Source organism: Bradyrhizobium sp. Leo114 (assembly GCF_055229415.2).
Map to the genome: position 1 here is coordinate 93,735 of NZ_JBUYEN020000017.1, position 17,626 is coordinate 111,360.

Annotated in this window: 17 protein-coding genes, 1 tRNA gene and 2 pseudogenes; 9 read left to right on the top strand and 11 right to left on the bottom strand. The window is 59.3% G+C overall.

What is annotated here, in order from left to right; genetic code table 11:
* Positions 1–317: 317 nt before the first annotated feature.
* Both ACZIRK_RS21700 and ACZIRK_RS21705 read right to left on the bottom strand, forming a co-directional pair.
* Entirely contained in the window at positions 318–2,123 is a 1,806-nt protein-coding gene (locus ACZIRK_RS21700; RefSeq protein WP_130225437.1) for an amidohydrolase, read from the bottom strand.
* Positions 2,124–2,474: 351 nt separating this feature from the next.
* Positions 2,475–2,780: a helix-turn-helix domain-containing protein gene (locus tag ACZIRK_RS21705; protein ID WP_463328090.1), complete on the bottom strand. Its 306-nt coding sequence runs from the start codon at positions 2,778–2,780 to the stop codon at positions 2,475–2,477.
* Between the two features lie 226 nt (positions 2,781–3,006).
* On the opposite strand from ACZIRK_RS21705, the pseudogene ACZIRK_RS21710 reads away from it, so the two are divergent.
* From ACZIRK_RS21710 to ACZIRK_RS21735, 6 genes and pseudogenes are all read left to right on the top strand, one after another.
* Positions 3,007–3,452 (top strand): annotated as a pseudogene (locus tag ACZIRK_RS21710) (isochorismatase family protein).
* Positions 3,453–3,481: 29 nt separating this feature from the next.
* Complete coding sequence (locus ACZIRK_RS21715) at positions 3,482–4,987, top strand: alginate export family protein (RefSeq protein ID WP_130225438.1); 1,506 nt, start codon at positions 3,482–3,484, stop codon at positions 4,985–4,987.
* A 67-nt stretch (positions 4,988–5,054) separates the two neighbouring features.
* Positions 5,055–6,116 (top strand): LLM class flavin-dependent oxidoreductase, encoded by a 1,062-nt coding sequence (locus ACZIRK_RS21720; protein WP_130225439.1) that lies wholly within the window; start codon positions 5,055–5,057, stop codon positions 6,114–6,116.
* A gap of 43 nt (positions 6,117–6,159) precedes the next feature.
* Positions 6,160–6,492: a GNAT family N-acetyltransferase gene (locus tag ACZIRK_RS21725; protein WP_130225440.1), complete on the top strand. Its 333-nt coding sequence runs from the start codon at positions 6,160–6,162 to the stop codon at positions 6,490–6,492.
* Complete coding sequence (locus ACZIRK_RS21730) at positions 6,489–7,400, top strand: pirin family protein (protein WP_130225441.1); 912 nt, start codon at positions 6,489–6,491, stop codon at positions 7,398–7,400. Before ACZIRK_RS21725 ends, ACZIRK_RS21730 begins: the two co-directional genes overlap by 4 nt.
* Positions 7,401–7,408: 8 nt before the next feature.
* Positions 7,409–9,199, top strand: coding sequence for a monovalent cation:proton antiporter-2 (CPA2) family protein (locus ACZIRK_RS21735; RefSeq protein WP_130225442.1), 1,791 nt, complete (start codon positions 7,409–7,411; stop codon positions 9,197–9,199).
* Positions 9,200–9,285: 86 nt separating this feature from the next.
* Here the strand turns inward: ACZIRK_RS21735 and ACZIRK_RS21740 are convergent, their stop codons facing one another.
* The 7 genes and pseudogenes from ACZIRK_RS21740 to ACZIRK_RS21770 all read right to left on the bottom strand — a co-directional run bounded on the left by ACZIRK_RS21740 (position 9,286) and on the right by ACZIRK_RS21770 (position 12,820).
* Positions 9,286–9,516, bottom strand: a complete 231-nt coding sequence (locus tag ACZIRK_RS21740) for a hypothetical protein (protein ID WP_130225443.1) — start codon at positions 9,514–9,516, stop codon at positions 9,286–9,288.
* Complete coding sequence (locus ACZIRK_RS21745) at positions 9,513–9,710, bottom strand: hypothetical protein (protein WP_130225444.1); 198 nt, start codon at positions 9,708–9,710, stop codon at positions 9,513–9,515. Before ACZIRK_RS21745 ends, ACZIRK_RS21740 begins: the two co-directional genes overlap by 4 nt.
* Complete coding sequence (locus ACZIRK_RS21750; protein ID WP_130225445.1) at positions 9,707–10,012, bottom strand: GNAT family N-acetyltransferase; 306 nt, start codon at positions 10,010–10,012, stop codon at positions 9,707–9,709. The genes ACZIRK_RS21745 and ACZIRK_RS21750 overlap by 4 nt, the downstream gene beginning before the upstream one ends.
* On the bottom strand, positions 10,009–10,851 hold the full coding sequence (locus ACZIRK_RS21755) for an alpha/beta fold hydrolase (protein ID WP_130225446.1): 843 nt from the start codon (positions 10,849–10,851) through the stop codon (positions 10,009–10,011). The genes ACZIRK_RS21750 and ACZIRK_RS21755 overlap by 4 nt, the downstream gene beginning before the upstream one ends.
* Positions 10,852–10,888: 37 nt before the next feature.
* Complete coding sequence (locus ACZIRK_RS21760) at positions 10,889–11,755, bottom strand: SDR family NAD(P)-dependent oxidoreductase (RefSeq protein ID WP_463328082.1); 867 nt, start codon at positions 11,753–11,755, stop codon at positions 10,889–10,891.
* A gap of 31 nt (positions 11,756–11,786) precedes the next feature.
* A pseudogene (locus tag ACZIRK_RS21765) lies at positions 11,787–12,041 on the bottom strand (LLM class flavin-dependent oxidoreductase); the annotation flags it as partial.
* A 125-nt stretch (positions 12,042–12,166) separates the two neighbouring features.
* Positions 12,167–12,820 (bottom strand): hydrolase, encoded by a 654-nt coding sequence (locus ACZIRK_RS21770; protein ID WP_456645986.1) that lies wholly within the window; start codon positions 12,818–12,820, stop codon positions 12,167–12,169.
* A 148-nt stretch (positions 12,821–12,968) separates the two neighbouring features.
* Here ACZIRK_RS21770 and ACZIRK_RS21775 point away from each other — a divergent pair, with 148 nt between their 5' ends.
* Positions 12,969–13,865 carry a LysR family transcriptional regulator gene (locus ACZIRK_RS21775; protein ID WP_463328083.1) on the top strand — a complete coding sequence of 299 codons (897 nt, stop codon included), beginning with the start codon at positions 12,969–12,971 and terminating at the stop codon, positions 13,863–13,865.
* 49 nt (positions 13,866–13,914) lie between these two features.
* Here the strand turns inward: ACZIRK_RS21775 and ACZIRK_RS21780 are convergent, their stop codons facing one another.
* Positions 13,915–15,096: an amino acid ABC transporter substrate-binding protein gene (locus ACZIRK_RS21780; protein WP_463328084.1), complete on the bottom strand. Its 1,182-nt coding sequence runs from the start codon at positions 15,094–15,096 to the stop codon at positions 13,915–13,917.
* A gap of 987 nt (positions 15,097–16,083) precedes the next feature.
* On the opposite strand from ACZIRK_RS21780, the gene ACZIRK_RS21785 reads away from it, so the two are divergent.
* Together ACZIRK_RS21785 and ACZIRK_RS21790 are read left to right on the top strand one after the other, a co-directional pair.
* Complete coding sequence (locus ACZIRK_RS21785; RefSeq protein ID WP_130227581.1) at positions 16,084–16,824, top strand: SDR family NAD(P)-dependent oxidoreductase; 741 nt, start codon at positions 16,084–16,086, stop codon at positions 16,822–16,824.
* Positions 16,825–16,849: 25 nt separating this feature from the next.
* Positions 16,850–17,566, top strand: coding sequence for a recombinase family protein (locus ACZIRK_RS21790; protein WP_130227582.1), 717 nt, complete (start codon positions 16,850–16,852; stop codon positions 17,564–17,566).
* Here the strand turns inward: ACZIRK_RS21790 and ACZIRK_RS21795 are convergent.
* A tRNA-Met gene (locus ACZIRK_RS21795) sits at positions 17,523–17,599 on the bottom strand. The two genes, ACZIRK_RS21790 and ACZIRK_RS21795, sit on opposite strands and share 44 nt — an antisense overlap.
* Between the last annotated feature and the right edge of the window lie 27 nt (positions 17,600–17,626).

Genomic DNA, 17,626 nt, shown 5'->3' on the forward strand with positions numbered 1-17,626 from the left:
GCTCAGAACACGTGGCGCACTCACACTATAACCAAGCGACGTCTGAACCAGACCAAGCTCACATCCCTCGTCTCGAAAACCAAAGCGCCATGCCGCATTACATCGAAAAAACACGGGTGCCGACCCTTCAGATCGGCGACGTCGTCTTCACGGTCAATCAACCGGCACATAAAACCGCCGGTATGCAGTGACGCCGTCCAAGCCTGATGCCGCTCCTTAGTCGCTATGATCTCCGCTCTTTCGAGCTTGCGGGGCACCGGCAGATGCTAGTTGATCTCGGCCGAAGTGCCACGCAGCCTGATGAAGTCCCGCGGGATTCATTTGTCCCCGTAATAGCTACCGAAGTATTTAACGGGTGACCAATTCGGAAGAATCGCAGGAAGTTTTGGAGATAGAGTGCTGTAGTCCTGTGCACCAAACACAACCTTGCCGTCCATGATAGTTAGAACAGAAGAGACGGATTTGATCTGATCCTCCGGTACGGAAAAGTAATCCCTGTCGAGAATAACGAAATCCGCGAGATTGCCCGGCGCTATTAAGCCCATTTCGGATTCTGTATTCATGAACCACGCCGGGCCGCTGGTGAACAATTTAAGCGCCTCGGCGCGGGAGAGGCGGTTGTCCTTGGCAAGGACTTCGGATCCGGACACAGACTTTCCGGATACCATCCAGCTAATCCCGACCCAAGGGTTGAACGTGGCTGCACGGAACGCGTCGGTGCTCATGGCCAGCGGAATGCCACTGTCCACGAGCTTGCGCAGACGCGGGGTCTGCAAAGCCTTCTCGCGACCATGGGTTTTGATGAAAGCATCGCCGTGCAGCGCCATCTTGTGATCCAAGGCAATGCCGCCACCCAGCTTTTTCACCCGCTCGATGTTCTCGGGGCTAATGGTCTCAGCATGTTCAAGGCTCCATCGCAGACCATCGAACGGAATCTCTTCGTTTATTTTCTCCAGAGCGTCGAGAAAGGGGGAGATGTTCTCATTGTAGCTGATGTGCATGCGGAACGGGATGCGTCGCCGGACCAGCTTCATCACGTCCTGCTCGACGAAGCGCCGCATCTTCTCCGGCTCGATGATGACCGCCGGACGATCGAAGTTTTCGTGATCGTGCACTTCCCCGTTCAGAACTTCCCCAGCCCCTCGATATTCATGGCCATGTGCCAGGGTGGGGTGCAGGTTTTGCCCGGTGCTTATCGGCGCTGTTTTCGTGATCGCTTCGAGTTGCAGATCCACCATGTTTACCGGCCCGCCGTCGCCGAGTTGCAAATCCACAAAGGGCATGCGCACGTTAAGACGGTTGTCCCGTGCAAGCATGTCTACCCTTGCCTGGGCTGTCGGGTATGCCCACCTGCCGCCGTTATCGATGATCGAGGTCACGCCGAACCGGTTCAGACCGCGAATGATATAGATCAACGAACTCACTTCTTCGTCGAACTTGGGCTGCGGCACCATGGTCTCGAGGGTGAGAAACAACCAAGTGTAGCCGAAGACCACACCGGTGGGGTTGCCGCGGCTGTCCTTTTCGAATTCTGTGTCCGGCACCTTTGGGAACCGATCGGTGCCCATGCCAAGTGCCTCCATCGCCCGCGTGTTCAAGAAAGCGCGGTTATAGGCATATTGCACGATCAACGGGCGATTGGGCACGGCCTTGCGCAGTTCGTCCAAAGTGGGAAAGCGGTTCTCCTCGAATTGGTATGGGGACCAGCCTCCGATTACTTTGACCCATTGACCCTCCGGCGTGCGTTCGGCCTGCTCGCTTAGCATCGTCAACGCCTCACGCAGCGTCGGTACGCCATCCCACCGTACATTGTAGTTATAAGCCATGTCGTTGAGTACGTGCGTATGAGCATCGATTATGCCGGGGATGAGCCTTCGGCTGCGCGCATCAATCACCTTGGTCGTGGAATTCTTCAGACCAAGAATGTCCACATCAGAGCCGACGGAATAGATGCGGCCTTTTTTGACGGCCAAAGCCGTAGCTTCGGGCTGCCCAGGATTGCCGGTGAAGATCTTTGCGTTGATAACGATTAGATCAGCGCCAGGCTGTTCCTGCGTCGTTTGTGCCTGAGCCGCGGAGAACGAAGCAATCGTCACAAACGCGATGAATATTTTTTTGATCATTTTACTCTCGTCGGCAATTTTAAGGTCGATCGGCCTCGCCAGAGGGTAGCCGTCATGGCACGTTCCTCGTCGCAGGAGGCAGGATGGCGAGCATCGACATCTACCGTTTGCCAACTCGCAATTCACCGCGATCAGCCAGCACGTCAACGTGCTCCGTGCGCGCCAGCCCCGTTCCCATGCGCTAGAAAGCGCGATCCAAGTCCTTGCATGCCGTTGTCAAAGTTGGCTGGTTGGACGACAAACGCCCTTATGACGATGCCTAAACGGCTAGTACCATTGACGTTTATTCGACGGTAGTTAGTCGCAGCGATACACTGTGTCGCAGAACCGGGAACGAGCCGGTGACTTGCACTAGACGATAGCGCATACTCGAATGCGCCAACCGAGCGCCGGCTTCAGGAACGTCAGGCGATCGCGTGATAGCAGCATTGTCGGTAGTCGGCAGCCAAACATCCTCCGAGAAAGCGGCAAGACATTGAACCGGACGCGCGGGAAGATCCGACCCGAGCGAATGCCGTTGCCGCTGCGAAAGGTCAAAGGGCTTTGATGGACGCCAAGCTCTTCTTCAAGTCGAGCGAGGCGCCTGCTGACAATAGATTTGGGAACGCCAAGCCGGTGCGCAGTTGGCGTTATCCCTTCCCCGTCGGCAACCTCAATAAAGGCACGTAAGTCTTCATTTCCGCTACAATAGTCCGTTTCTGATTTCGCGACACGGTATGTCTCAAGACAACCCCAAGGCCACGTATAACTGCGTTCCTAGTTTCGCGACACAGTGTGACAAACAACGATCCTACCGGACCGTTAGCGATACTGGCAAACTCCACACCGGTGTCGTCGCACGGGGCGGGAATCCGCATTCAAAACTTAAGCGCATAAGGTTTTCATGAAATTCCGCAACGGCCTTTCTTCACTTCTTCGTCCCGAGGACTCGGCTCTCGTTCTGATCGATCATAAGCCTTTCCAGCTTACGAACGTGAATAGCCATGACTCTCAGGCGGCGCTGAACAATTTCACCGCTCTGGCGAAGCTTGCAAAAGCCTTCAATGTTCCGACGATCCTCACCAGTGTGCTGGCGGCTCGTGGCGGCGTTCTCTTCAAGCAAATCACTGACGTGTTCCCGGATCAGGAAGTGATCGACCGCACCTGGGGAACGCTTGCGAGCACAAGAGGGTGGTCGATCTGGTCAAGGCGACCGGCCGCAAGCAACTGGTCGTCGCAGGCCTGCGGACCGAAGTCTGCCTCGCATTGATCTCGCACCTCGGCGGCACCGGCATTGCGTTTGAGTGGGAGCAGCAGCTTCTGAATACGCCTGTGCCGTCCCCGGCTTAACTTCAGCGGGGTGACGAGGTGCGTGCAGAATGCATTACGTAATCGCTCTATGTGTATTGGACTTCGTCATTCCGACAAGACTGACTCTCATCTTCAAAAGCGTCTGCAGCCGCGCCAGGCGAGCGCGATTGCGGACAGTAAGGCGGAGCGTCGCGTTCGCGACGTCACTCGCCGCTATGCCGCTTGTTGCGCAGGCGCAGGTTAGGACCGATGTCGAGCGCGCACCGACACTGACCAACGAGCGTTATAACGAGAATTGGACATATCTCGCGAATCCCGCGTCGCGCACGGGTCGCTGGACAGAGCCATTCAAGTACATTCCGCTTGGTGATGACCGATCTACGTATCTCGTGACGGGCATGGAAGCCCGCTCTCGCTACGAGGGCTATGCCAATGTAAACTGGGGATCGGCGCCGAACGATAGTTACATCTGGCATCGTTTCATGCCGTATGTCGACCTTCACGCGGACAGTGTCCGATTTTTTGCGCAACCCATCGTTTCTGCGATCTCAGGCGTCGACCGTCCAACGCGGCCCGTCGATACGACTGGCACCGATATGCTTCAGGCGTTTGGTGAGGTCCGGCTGGATGTCGCGGATCGTACCTCGCTGAGCTTGTCGGCGGGACGTAAACTGGTATCGCTGGGCGCAGGCCGCTTTATCGACACGCGTTATGGCGTCAATATTCCTCAGGCTTTTGAGGGCGCAGACGCGACGCTAACGGGTCAATTCCGCCAGGTCACCGCTCTGTATTATCGCCCTGTCGACAACAGGCCGGACGATTTCGACGATCGCAGTTCGCGGCAGAAAGCCGTTTGGGGCGTCTATGCGACCCAATGGCTGAACGCGACGCATGCGAATGGCGTCGACGCCTTTTATCTGGGTTTGCGTGACAACGCTGCGGTCTATGACCAAGGCACCGGCAAAGAGGTCGTTCACACCTTTGGAAGCAGGGTTTTTGGAGATACCGGCTCCTGGCACTGGAATATCGAAGGCGCACTTCAGGGTGGTCAATTCGCAGGTTACCGTCGGACCGGCTGGGGAGTCGGCGGCGAAGTCGGCTACCGTTTCCTGGACGCTCCCATGAAGCCGGATGCGAGCTTTACGGCTGAAGTCATATCGGGTGATGACAACCCGCGTGATCAGCAACTTGGGACGTTCAATCCTCTCTTCCCACGCGGCAAGTACTTCGGCGCGTTATCTCCAATCGGACCCCGCAATCTGATTCGTGCGCGGCCCAGCGTAACGATTGAGCCCTATAAGGATGTTGCAGTGACGCTCACGGGAGCCGCTTACTGGCGGCAGAGCCTGGCTGACGGCGTTTACGGCATTGCAGGCAATGTCGTGCGAAGCGGCAAGGACAGCACAGCGCGTTTCATCGGCACACAGCTCGAACTTGCCGTCGCCTGGCAGGCAACGCCGGAACTCAATCTGACAGCATCCCTGAGCGCGTTCCGGGCGGGGTCGTTCATACGGGAAACCGGACCGGCGCAGACCATAAAGATGCTTGGCGTCATGGCGACCTACAGGTTCTGACCATAAAGCACCCGCCTCGCTCATCCGCACACGTACCTGCATCAACCAATGAAACGAAAGGCTATTGATGGAAATCGGAATAGACAGTTTTGCAGCCATTCTCCCTGACCCGCAGAACGGAAAACTTCCGTCGGCAACTGAGCGAATGGCCAATCTCATCGAAGAGGTCGAAGTTGCCGACCGGGCCGGGCTGGACGTGTTCGGGATCGGAGAGCACCACCGCGCGGAATTTCTCGATTCTGCTCCTACGATCATTCTGGCGGCAGCAGCGGCGAGAACGTCGAAAATTCGACTGACAAGCGCAGTCACTGTCATCAGCGCTGCCGATCCCGTGCGTGTGTTTCAGGAGTTCGCGACCCTTGATCTCATCGCCAAGGGCCGCGCCGAAATCGTCGTCGGTCGAGGGTCATTCGCCGAGGCGTACCCGCTGTTCGGCCTGGCTGCGCGGGACTACGATGATCTATTTGCCGAGAAGCTCGATCTGCTGCTCAAGCTTCGAGAGGCGACCCATGTGAAATGGCAAGGCCGTTTCCGACCTGCGCTCGATCTTCAGGGAATCTATCCGCGACCGCATCAAGCGCGGCTGCCGATCTGGGTCGGCGTCGGAGGAACACCGGAATCGTTCGTTCGTGCAGGTAAGCTCGGACTTCCGCTCATGATCGCGATTATCGGCGGCACGTTCGAACGCTTTCGCCCGCTCGTCGATTTGTATCGCGAAGCCGGTGCCAGGGCCGGGCATGCTCCCGAAAACCTGCCGGTCGGCATCCATGCCATGGGCTTCGTCGGCGACTCCGACGCCGCTGCTGCCGATTCCTTTTTCCCGGGCTGGGCGCATCTTACGGGGAAGATCGGCCGCGAGCGTGGCTGGTCGCCGCCGACACGTCAGCAATTCGACTACATGGCGGGTTCTGAAGGAGCCTTCCTGGTCGGCAGTCCGGCGACGGTTGCCGCGAAGATGCTTCACGCAAGCGAGGTGCTTGGTGGGCTTTCGCGCATCACGTTCCAGATGAGCACTGCATCTCTTGAGACGTCCGCGATGAAACGGTCGATCGAGCTCCTCGGTACTGAAGTAGCGCCGATCGTTCGCGCGGCTCCCGGGATACTGCGGCGCATGCCGGGGCCAGCGTAATGCGGCCGAATGCGCTTCCGGAAAGCTCACAACGAGAGGAAGAATGTCAACGTTCACCACGACAGATGGCACCAGCATTTTCTACAAGGACTGGGGTCCGCGAGACGCCAAGCATCGCTTTGAGCTACCCATCGATGAGAGCGGGATAGCGGCAGCGTATTGCAGCTTTACAGGAGATAAAATCGTCCTCACGCACACGATTGTCCCGCAGCAGTACGAGGGACGAGGCATCGGCTCTCGTTTAGCACGCGGCGACTTCGGTGCGAGCGGTCGCGAGGTCGTCCTCGATTGGCCATCCATGACCGCCTACTGCGAACGCCATTCCGAGTATTCGGACATCGTATTCGGCGCAACCCGATCAGGAGAAACAAGATGATGGAATTGATTATTGAAGAGCGGCGTCGCAACCTCGGTGGCAGCTTTGAAGTCGGCCGCGTTCTGCCCTTTGCAAAACGACGCATGGTCGGCCCCTTCATCTTCTTCGATCACATTGGCCCAATGGATATTCCGGCGGGTATTGATCGCAGCGCAGACGTGCGGGCTCATCCGCATATCGGTCTTTCGACGGTGACTTATTTGTTTTCCGGCGAGATTATGCACCGGGACAGCCTTGGCTATGAGCAAGCGATCCGCCCCCAAGAGGTAAACTGGATGGTTGCTGGCCAAGGCATCACGCATAGCGAACGCTTCGAGCATGCGCGGGCACATGGTGACCGGCTTCACGGCATACAGGCCTGGGTGGCGTTGCCAACAGGGATGGAAGAAGTTGCTCCATCCTTCAACCACTATTCTGGAAGCGCCCTGCCTCAATGGGATGACAAAGGAGTTGTCGGCCAGCTCATTGCTGGCAGCGCATACGGCCTGACGGCTTCTGCACAGACGCATTCGCCGTTGTTCTACGCGCATCTTGCGATGGAGCCCGGTGCAACCGCAGAAATTCCGAACGGTCACAAGGAGCGTGCGTTCTATATAGCGACAGGCGCGGTGGAAATGGATGGCGTCCAATACGAGGCGGGAAAAATGCTCGTACTCGATCCGACTGCTTCGCGCGTCAAGGCGTTGAAACAATCCACACTCATGGTTCTCGGCGGCGAACCGGTTGGCGAGCGGCTTCTCTACTGGAACTTTGTATCCTCGTCGCGCGAGCGGCTGGTGCAAGCGGCGGAGGACTGGAAAGCCGGAAAGATGAAGCTTCCGGATGCGGACGATAAAGAATTCATTCCGCTTCCTGACGGCCCGATACCCGGTACCTCGCTGAAAGCACCCTCCAAACTTACGGCATGAGCGACCTCATGGCTGACGCAAATCTCGGCGCGACGATCGGACCTGCCGTCGTCCTTATGGGCGCGGCTGTTGTTGCGGTCCCGCTATTCCGGCGGCTCGGGCTTGGTTCGGTTCTTGGCTATTTCGCCGCTGGGCTCCTAGTCGGCCCGTCTGCGATGAGCGTATTCAGCGATCCCAACGCCATCTTGCATTTCTCAGAACTGGGGGTGGTCATGTTCCTGTTCGTGATCGGACTGGAGTTGCGGCCGCAGAAGCTATGGGCGATGCGCGGCCAGATATTCGGTCTGGGATTGGTTCAGGTCTTCGCGGCGGTTGCAGCGCTCACGCTGACGGGCCGGCTGATCTTCGATCTTCCGGGTCCTGCTGCCTTTATTGCTGCAGCTGGCTTCGTTCTTTCTTCGACCGCCGTAATCATGTCCCTGTTGCAGGAGCGCGGCGAATTGTCGGGCGCTCAGGGCCAGAAGTCTGTCGCGATCCTGCTTTTTGAAGATTTGATGATCGTACCGCTTCTGGCGGTCGTCGCGTTTCTATCGCCAGTAACGCACGGCGCACAAAAATGGACCGATATCGCGCTCGCGCTTGCCGCCTTGCTCCTGCTGTTGGCGGTGTCGCGCTGGACGCTCAATCCGTTCTTTGCGCTCTTGGCAAAAGCGCGGGCCCGCGAAGTGATGACGTCGGGGGCATTGCTCGTTGTTTGCGGCGCGGCGTTGCTAATGGACGCCGTCGGGCTCTCCATGGCGATGGGGACCTTTCTCGCCGGGGTGATGCTTTCGAATTCAAGCTACCGCCACCAGATCGAGAGCGACGTTGAGCCGTTTCGCGGCCTGCTGATGGGCTTGTTCTTCATGGCGGTCGGCATGTCGCTCGACCTGTCCACCGTCGCAGCAGAATGGCGGCTTCTGCTATGCTTGCTGCCCGCCTTTATCATCGCCAAGGGTATCGTGGTGTATGCCGTCGCACGCCTGTTCGGCACGGATAACACACACGCCATTCACCGGACCTCGATGTTCCTGCAAGGCGGCGAGTTTGCCTTCGTGCTCTATACGGCTGCTGCATCCGGGGGCGTGATCAATGCCCGCGAAAACGCGCTATTCGGCACGGTCGTCATCCTGTCCATGGCTTTGACCCCGCTGCTGATCCTTGTGGTCGATGGTTTGCTGCGCGGTAAGGTATCGATGGAGGACGTCGAAGCGGCCCGAGACCTGAAAGGCCGCGTGCTTCTCATTGGTTTCGGGCGCTTCGGTCAAATTGCTTCCCAGGTGTTGTTGTCGAAAGGCGTCGAGCTTTCAGTGATTGATCGCGATCCCGACCGCATTCGCGATGCCGATCGATACGGGTTCAAGGTATTCTTCGGTGACGGCACCAGGCTCGACACGCTACGCACGTCCGGCGCAGGTGAGGCCGACGCAATCATGATTTGCATCGGCGCGCCGAAGGAGACCATGCAGATCGTCGAGCTGGCGCAACACTCGTTCCCGCAAGCGAAGGTCCTTGTAAGAAGTTACGACCGCGTGCACTCCGTGGACCTACTTCGGGCCGGTGTCGATTATCAAATCCGCGAGACGGTGGAGTCGGCGTATTCGATGGGAGCGCAGGGTCTGCGGGAACTGGGCTTTGCGGAAGTCGATGTCACGGAGGCCGCTGACGATATTCGTCAGCGTGACGTCGAGCGCTTGTCGGAACAGGTGCAAGGCGACGCCATGTCGGGGATGAACAAGCTGCACTTACGACCTGTTCCAGAGCCGTTGACACATCGCCCAACGCGTGGCCCCGCGGGGGGCATTATCGAGCAGATCTAACGGTTTACCATTTCCGAACAGAAATCTTGAGACGCTCCCAGCAATGCGCAGCAAGCTCCGGCATAGGCCGCACCGAAGATCGAATTTTAGCGCGGGCTTCCAGTATCTTCATCTTCGCTGCAGAGAAAATCATACCCGTACGCATAGTGCGCGCCGCGGGTCTCGCCTCTCGGACCATGGATCGGCTGCCGCACGATGCCTTGGACGCTCATAAACACATGCTTGGCTTCTTCGAATTCGTCATCGTCGGGTCTATAATCCGCACCTTCGTCCAGCAGCCGCCCCTTGGCGGCATCGATCGCAATCGCCGAAATCATATGAGCAGCGCGAGGGCGGATCCGCGAACGCGCATTCGACTACGATCAATGCCAGGCGCAAGATCGATCGGCCCGATATGGTCAAAGAAGATGAAAGGACCGACCATGCGCCGCCTCGCGAACGGCAGCACGCGGCCGACTTCGAAGCTGCCGCCGAGATTCCGGCGCCGCTGCTCGATGACCATTTCTATCATGTTGTCTCTCCTGATCGGCCCGTGCCGTCGCCGATGTCGGAATATTCGGGATGGCGTGCATAATAGGCAGCCATGAAGGGGCAGTGCAGGACTGCCTTGCGTTCGCTCGCACGGATCGCATCGAAGACGCCGCGTGCGAGCCGCGAAGCAATCCCTTGCCCGGAGAATCGCTGCGGAACTTCAGTGTGGGTGAGGATGAGCCGATCGCTTTCGTTGCGATAGTAGGCAGCCGCGATCTCGCGGCTGCCGTCGATCGCTAGTTCGAAACGATGTTCGGCGGGGTTGTCCCTAACTGCGCTCATGCCCCGGCCCGGTCCTCGATGAACGCCAGCAGATCGGCGTTGATGAGATCGGGATGCGTGGCGAACAGGCCGTGTGACAGGCCTGGATAGGTCTTCAGCGTGCCGTTCGTCAGCAGGTCGATCGCCTTGCGCGCCGAAGCGTCGATCGGCACTACCTGGTCGTCCTCGCCATGCATCAGCAGGACCGGCAGGGAGACGGCCTGAAGGTCCTCGGTGAAGTCCGTCTCCGAGAAGGCGGCGATGCAGTCGTAGTGGGCCTTGGCGCCGCCCATCATCCCCTGCCGCCACCAGTTGCGGATCAGCCCTTCGCTTACGTCCGCGCCCTCACGGTTGAAGCCGTAGAATGGCCCGGCAGGAACATCGAGGAAAAATTGCGCACGGTTGCGAGCGAGCGCCTCGCGAAATCCGTCGAACACCTCCATCGGCAGGCCTCCAGGATATCGCGGTGTTGCGAGCATGATCGGCGGCACCGAACCGATCAACACCGCCTTCGACACGCGGCCAAGCTCGCTGCGGGCGACATAGCGGATCACCTCCCCGCCGCCGGTCGAGTGTCCGACGTGGATCGCGTCTTTCAGGTCGAGCTCCGAGACCAACGCCGCGACATCGGCCGCGTAGGTGTCCATCTCATTCCCCGTATCGGTCTGGTCGGAGCGACCGTGCCCGCGTCGGTCATGCGCAATGACGCGATAGCCCTTGCTGAGGAAGAACAGCATCTGAATGTCCCAATCGTCTGCGCTCAATGGCCAGCCGTGATGGAACATGATGGGCTGGGCCTTTCTCGGACCCCAGTCCTTGTAGAAGATCCGGGTGCCATCCCGCATTGCCAGCATCGCCATTTTTGATCGTTTTCCTTTCTTGTGATTAAGATGGAAATCAGCTCAGGCCGATAATATTCAGGCGGAGTGCATCCAGCTCCGCGTCGGGCTTTTCGTGGGCCGCTCTCAGCATCTGCTCGGCGTCGGCACCGACCACCGCGCGGCTCGGCGCAGGATGTTGCTCGGCGATATCGATCACGCGCGCTGCGGCTTCAGCCGACTCGATTCCGGTCGCCTGCATGCTGTCGAACCAGTCCGCGAAGGTGCCGAACGACTTGCCGTAGAGTTTGCGCTGACCTGACGTCATTCCGTTTGTGATCCGCGCCAAGGCCGCCGTCTTCGCTGGACCGCCGGTCTTCATGTTGCCGGTGGACACGACCACGACCTCGATGCCGAAAGGCTTCAGTTCGGCGCGGTAGACAGCCGAGAACACCTCCATCGCCGCATGCGACGCACCCGACGGTCCGCTGAACGGCAATGGCAAGCTCGCCATCCATGTGCTGACCTGCACGATCCGTCCGCGCGCATTCCGTAAGGCCGGCAAGAACGCGTTGATCACTAAAAGGGCGCCGAACACGTTGACTTCGAATTCCTGCCGGATGGCGTCGGGCAGAAGGATCTCGATCGGACCGTGAGTGAGGATGTCGGCATTGTTGATCAGGAGGTTGAGCCCGGCCGCGCCAAGTGCTTCAGTCACACCGGAGGCCCAAGCCTCCACGCCCATCGCCTTTGTGACGTCGCAGACGGTCAGGCTGACACGTCCGCCGGAAGCGTCCCTGAGATCCTGAACCTCCGCGGCGGACATCGCCGTGCCGAAGACGATGTAGCCCTTGGCGGCGAGTCCGAGCGCAATGTCGCGGCCAAGGCCGGTGCCGGCACTGGTGATTACAACGGAACGGCCGGATCGTGGAGATGTGGATATCATCACGTGTTTCCTTCCAGAGACGGAACACTCCTCACGGATTTGCGCCAGCCGCCCGAACAATCGGCGCGACTTCGGTGCCTAGGAGCTCGATCGAGCGCTTCATCGCAGCGGTTTCGAGCGAAGCGGTGCTCATCTGGAATGTGACGCGCGAAACGCCGCCGAGCGCCTCGCTGGCGTGGAGCATCTCGGCTGCGACCGTCCCCGGATCACCAATCAGGAACGCACCCTCCGGACCGGCCATTTCTTCGAACTGCCGCCGTGTCGGCGCCGACCAGCCGCCTTCACGGCGCGGGCGCAGTCGATGGCCCGCGCGCTTTCTCTTAGCGGCCCGTCCAAGGCGGGTGACGAGGATCGACAAGCATTCAACTCTTTTGCTACGCATCGCGCTTGCTTCTCGTCACCCAGTTCAAATCAGCCCGCGGCGCGCGGGACCGGAGTGTTGAGCAGCTGCTGCTCCCACAGATAGGCGATGCCACTGCCACCGACGTGCTGGATGATGACCTCCGTCAGCCCGGCAGCAGTCTTCGCACGTGCCCAGTCGCGCTGCCATTCAGCAGCGAGCGCCAGCCAGGTCATCATGTTGATGCCGGCTGCGATCATGCGCTGGATGGCAACCTCGTGAGCCTCCACCGAGGTGCCGCCCGACGCGTCGGTAATCACCGTGACGTCCCAGCCTTCACCGGCGGCCTGGATCGCAGGCATTGCGACGCAGATCTCGGTCCACAAGCCGGCGATAATCAGCTGCTTGCGACCCGTCGCCTTGACCGCATCCACCACCTTCTTATCTTCCCAGGTATTGATGAACGTCCGGTCGATCACCTCCTGGCCCGGGAACACATCGGTGACCTGCGGGAAGATGACGCCGCCCCGACCGGCGATCACACTGGTCAGGATCGTGGGAACACCGAAGACCTTTGCGGCTTTCGCAAGCGCCGTCGTGTTGTTCACGACCGCCTGAGGGTCGTGGCTGTTCAGGTTGGCGAGCTGGTAGGGCTGGTGGTCGATCAGAACGAGTACCGAGTCCTCGGGACGAAGAAGCGACGCAAGGCCGTTGCGAAAGGTCATGAATATCCTCTACTGCCGTTAGATGAGGCTGATTTGTGGGAGACATCCGCCGACTGCGACGACGTCTGCGTGGACAGTGCCATTCCCATTTGCGATACGGTAGCGCTCGCCCTTGCCACACTGTGTCGCAAAAACAGGAACGCTAGAATTGGACATCGAAGAACTGCGAACATTCGTAGAGGTCGCTGACGCCGGCGGAGTATCACATGCTGCGCGTCGGCTCGGGGTCTCCAAGTCGATCGTTAGTCGGCAGCTCGCTCGGCTTGAAGCAGAGCTCGGCGTCCAGCTGCTCGCACGAACCACTCGCGGCGCCGTACTCACAGAGGCGGGTTCCACATTCCGAGATCACGCCGCCAGAGTCTGCGCCGAGATCGATGTTGCCAAGGAAACGATCCTACCCGCAGGTGATCTTCGCGGCCGCTTGCGGATTGCTGCACCACTTACCTTTGGCCCGACACATCTTGCTCCGGTGTTCGCCGAAATGGCGCGACGTTACCCTCAGCTTGGCATCCACACCTGCTACACTGATCGCTTCGTAGATCTCATCGCAGAGGGTTATGATTGTGCGGTACGGCTTGGCCACCTTCCGGACTCTAACCTGATCGCAAGGCGCGTCGGACCGATCTATGGGAAGTTAGTTGCGAGTCCGGAGTATATCAAAGCGCACGGATCGCCTGAGACACCGGATGAACTCCTCACGCATCAGTCTGTCATGCAGGGCACTGAAACCTGGCAGTTCATGGATGGTGAACAAATCGTCACGGTGCGACCGCAGGGGCGCTTCAAGGCCGACAACGGCACAGCGCTGGTCACTGCCGCCATAGCAGGACTCGGCATCGCTTATCTCCCCGAGGGCCTGATCCATGAGCATCTGGCCTCTGGCACGCTTGTTCCGGTCATGACCCGGCACCCGATACGTCCGGCGGGTGTATTTGTCGTCCGGCCACCAGGCCAGCATCCCGCTCGCAAGATAAGAATCCTCACCGAAATGCTGATCGAGTGTTTCGGAAAAGCTCCGGACGTTGTCGGCACTGCACCTGTCTGAGTGGAGCACTGAGCCAAGGTGGATAAGTGATATGCGCGATCTAGGTCCCTCAAGCGTTCGCGAACGGATAGATCAACACTCCCGACGCCATCTCCTGCGGAGCCACGACGACTTGCCGTGAGCCGTCTCTGAACTGGTCGACACTATTGCTAACGACGCCCTGGAACTGCACCTGCAACACGCGGGGATGCGTCCACTCGCCGCGCGACCCGAAGGTGATGTTGCCCATAACTGTCGAGAACACCGCACGTCGCGTGAACTCAGAGAGCGCGGCGTCGTCCAGACTTCCCGTGCCCTCAATAGCCAGGCCCACGACCTGCATCTGCGAGCAGGCCAATGGCGCCATATAGTGCCCGAGTGGATCCACACCTGATCCTGCGGCGCGCGACCTGTAGGTCTCCAACAGCGCACTAACGCCCTCAAAGGCCAAGGAGGGTGCCGGGACCCAATATTCATAGTTCACTATCCCGTTGAGCAGCGGCCCGAGCTTGCTCTTAACATCAGCATTCTGCGGGCCGATCATGCTCAGGCCGACCATTTTTGGCCGGAAGGGGTGCCTTTCGAGGGCTTGAACGAGATCGATCGTATCCTGGAGGTACGAGCACAGGAACAGAAGATCAGGTCCGCTTTGTGCCACGTCGTCGAGAAGCGGCGCGAAATTGCTGGCTGCGAGCGGATAGGTTGCCTCGTGAACTACCTCAAACCCGTATTTCGCCGCATTGGCTTTGGCACCAAGAATCGGGTTCCGGGAAAATACAGCGCCAGCCGAGAGCAGTGCCACAGTCGTCGGCCGAGGGGTTTGCCGAGCGGCGGTTTCGAAGAAGCCCTCTGTGAGCGCGACATTGGGGTCCGGCCCCGTCGGAATCATAGCGAAGTAGTTTTCGTAGTTCAGTTCGTTGTTAGCGCCGAGCGCCATAAGCCCAACGAAGTAACGCTGGCGTGAGATGATCTCGGGCATGGCGGCAAGGTTGGTGTTTGTTCCGTACCCCCCAATGACGAGATCCACCCCATCCTCGTCCATCAGGCGCGCGTATAGCGACGCCACGCGAGACGCGTCCCCTTCATCATCGTAGCGGACTAACTCCACCGGGCGTCCAAGAAGGCCGCCACCACTATTTACATCATCACGCCAGATATCATGCGCGAGCTGCGCGGACTTACTGTTCCCCGACAGCGGTCCGGTGAGCGATAGGCAGTAGCCGATCCTGATCGGCGAGGAGTCAGACGTCATTGGTTAAGCACCCGGCTGATCAAGGAAAACATGGAGGGACCGGATGACTCCACCCTCGAAAAGCGCCAAGTCTTGGCGACGGCTCGAACACCCGAAACGGCGGCGCGCGTGAGATGCGGGATCGGCCCGTCGCCGAGGTCGCGGTAAGTGACGCCGGCGTCGGGGTTCGCCCTCAACAAGCGCTGTACGGCGTCTTCGACGAGAACCCGTGGTACAGACGCTTCGGCCGCGACGCTACTATTGATGACGAGGCTCTGGCGCACACAATACTCCACTTTGCTACGACTACGGACGTAACATTGCGGCAGGTACTCCTGTAGCGTCGCAAAGTGACTAGCTGTGTCGCGGAAAGTGGAACCCCAACAAGTTTGCTTTCGCCAAGAGCGGTCATTCGAAATCGTCCGGCAAAGCGACTGTGCGATTCCAAGTTCGCTCATCTCCCACGGGGTGAGAGACATCACCTGAGACTTCGGGCGAAGCTAGAGCCCATTTATGCGCCGACGCCTATGCGTCTAGCTGTCTACACGGACAAGATTACGCGGCGCCCGCCTCAGCGCCGCCGCTGGCTGCCAGAAGAGCCGGCCGAATGCAACGTCTGCACCGCCGCCGGGCCGCGCGCGAAAGGGCCCGAGCAAAAGCTTCCTGACGCTCTCCTCAGTCGACCTGCATCGGTTTTCCAGCTGAGCTCGGGTTGTTGCAACCAGCGAATGAACGATCCCACATGGAAATGGCCCTCCTCGCTATTGGAGGCGGGCCATTCAGGCGAGCTTTACCCGGGGCCCTCTGCCGGCGCCGTACAATTCCCAGATCTTGCACCGGCGAAACATTCGCTTTCTTCGGCGTTCCTACCCTAGCAACACAGCTTCGCATTTATCGACACTGATAGAGGGGGACCTCGAACACTAAGTTCGTGGATAAGGCTGTCGAACGCCTTTCGTTATACGAACGACCTGAGTGCTTGAAACAGCGATGATAGACAAGGCAAACATGATCGATCTGAGCGGGAAACGTGCATTGGTCACTGGCGGCTCGCGAGGCATCGGGGCCGCAATCGCGCTGACGCTGGCGGAGACCGGCGCTGACGTCGCGTTTACCTATCAGCATTCGGCCGAGAAAGCTGAAGCGGTGGCTAAGTCCATCAAGAGCATGCGGCGCCGCGCAATCGCGATCCAGGCCGATAGCGCCGACCCGGAAGCTATCGCGCGCTCCGTGAGTGAAGCCGTCTCAGCATTGGGAGGGCTCGATATTCTCGTCAACAGCGCCGCCATCGGTCACAACGGAACGATTGCCGACCTTAGTGTGAGCGAATACCAGGCCGTGATGGATGTCAATGTGCGAGCGCCAGTGCTGTTTGCGAAGGCAGCAATTCCGCATCTCGCCAAAGGCGGACGCATTATCTCGATCGGTTCGGGCCTTGGGGAGCGAGTCCCGTTCCCGGGCGTGACGGTCTATGCGATGTCCAAGGCGGCCCTTACCTCCTTCACCCGCGGGCTTTCGCGCGAACTAGGGCCAAACGGGATCACCGTGAACCTCGTGCAACCCGGCTCGACCGATACCGATTCAAACCCGGCGGACGGCGCGGCTGCCGACTTCCAGCGAGCCCTGACGTCTTTGGGGCGGTTCGCCGAGCCGCGCGAAGTCGCGAACGCTGTGGTCTTTCTTGCCAGTCCTGCGGCAAGCGTGATCACGGGCGCCATCCTGACCGCGGACGGGGGCGCGATCGCCTGAGCAAAATTGACCTTCGGCAGCGGTAGTGCGCCGGATCTTTCGCGACTATGTCGTAGGCAAGTCAGCGAAACGCATCGCTATGGAGCTAAATAAGGGTGGTGTTGCGGCACCCGGCGGTGGGGATTGGGGTTTCAGCACTATCAACGGTAACACCAAGCGCGGCAATGGCATTTTGAACAACGAAATGTATGTCGGCCGGATCGTTTGGAATCGACAACGATTCGTCAAAGACCCCGAAACTGGCAAGCGTCAGGCACGGATGGAGGGCTCGGCATCGATCGAGGCTGCTCGGTCCGAGATCAAACGGATAGATCGCGAACTCGATACCCTGCTGGACTTGATCCTCAAAGGTAGTGCTGCCGATAGGATCAATTCAAAGATGGTTCAGCTTGAGAGCCGTAAGGCCGAGCTCGAACAGGTATTGTCCGACGCGGATGAGCCGCCACCGCTGCTACACTCCGAGATGGCAACTTTCTATCGAGAACAAGTCAGGGCGCTGCATGAGGCGCTGCAGGCTGATACGGAGGCAACCCGGCTCAAAGCCGGGGAGGTCCTGCGTCCTCTCGTGAAGGAGATCGTCCTCACGCCCGGGGGCAAGGAACTGAAGATCGAGGTCCGAGGCGATCTGGCGGGAATCCTGGCAATTGCCCTCAAAACGAAGACCCCAGCCACGGGGGCCGGGGTTTCGCAATTTGAGTTGGTTGCGGGGATAGGATTTGAACCTATGACCTTCAGGTTATGAGCCTGACGAGCTACCGGGCTGCTCCACCCCGCGTTAAACCGGATTTCCGCCTTGCATGGA

What these genes read in the sequence shown, in the direction of transcription:
- ACZIRK_RS21700 (WP_130225437.1), bottom strand. Translation starts at nt 2,123, where the DNA reads ATGATCAAAAAAATATTCATCGCGTTTGTGACGATTGCTTCGTTCTCC.
- ACZIRK_RS21715 (WP_130225438.1), top strand. Translation starts at nt 3,482, where the DNA reads ATGCATTACGTAATCGCTCTATGTGTATTGGACTTCGTCATTCCGACA.
- ACZIRK_RS21720 (WP_130225439.1), top strand. Translation starts at nt 5,055, where the DNA reads ATGGAAATCGGAATAGACAGTTTTGCAGCCATTCTCCCTGACCCGCAG.
- ACZIRK_RS21725 (WP_130225440.1), top strand. Translation starts at nt 6,160, where the DNA reads ATGTCAACGTTCACCACGACAGATGGCACCAGCATTTTCTACAAGGAC.
- ACZIRK_RS21730 (WP_130225441.1), top strand. Translation starts at nt 6,489, where the DNA reads ATGATGGAATTGATTATTGAAGAGCGGCGTCGCAACCTCGGTGGCAGC.
- ACZIRK_RS21735 (WP_130225442.1), top strand. Translation starts at nt 7,409, where the DNA reads ATGGCTGACGCAAATCTCGGCGCGACGATCGGACCTGCCGTCGTCCTT.
- ACZIRK_RS21740 (WP_130225443.1), bottom strand. Translation starts at nt 9,516, where the DNA reads ATGATTTCGGCGATTGCGATCGATGCCGCCAAGGGGCGGCTGCTGGAC.
- ACZIRK_RS21745 (WP_130225444.1), bottom strand. Translation starts at nt 9,710, where the DNA reads ATGATAGAAATGGTCATCGAGCAGCGGCGCCGGAATCTCGGCGGCAGC.
- ACZIRK_RS21750 (WP_130225445.1), bottom strand. Translation starts at nt 10,012, where the DNA reads ATGAGCGCAGTTAGGGACAACCCCGCCGAACATCGTTTCGAACTAGCG.
- ACZIRK_RS21755 (WP_130225446.1), bottom strand. Translation starts at nt 10,851, where the DNA reads ATGGCGATGCTGGCAATGCGGGATGGCACCCGGATCTTCTACAAGGAC.
- ACZIRK_RS21760 (WP_463328082.1), bottom strand. Translation starts at nt 11,755, where the DNA reads ATGATATCCACATCTCCACGATCCGGCCGTTCCGTTGTAATCACCAGT.
- ACZIRK_RS21770 (WP_456645986.1), bottom strand. Translation starts at nt 12,820, where the DNA reads ATGACCTTTCGCAACGGCCTTGCGTCGCTTCTTCGTCCCGAGGACTCG.
- ACZIRK_RS21780 (WP_463328084.1), bottom strand. Translation starts at nt 15,096, where the DNA reads ATGACGTCTGACTCCTCGCCGATCAGGATCGGCTACTGCCTATCGCTC.
- ACZIRK_RS21785 (WP_130227581.1), top strand. Translation starts at nt 16,084, where the DNA reads ATGATCGATCTGAGCGGGAAACGTGCATTGGTCACTGGCGGCTCGCGA.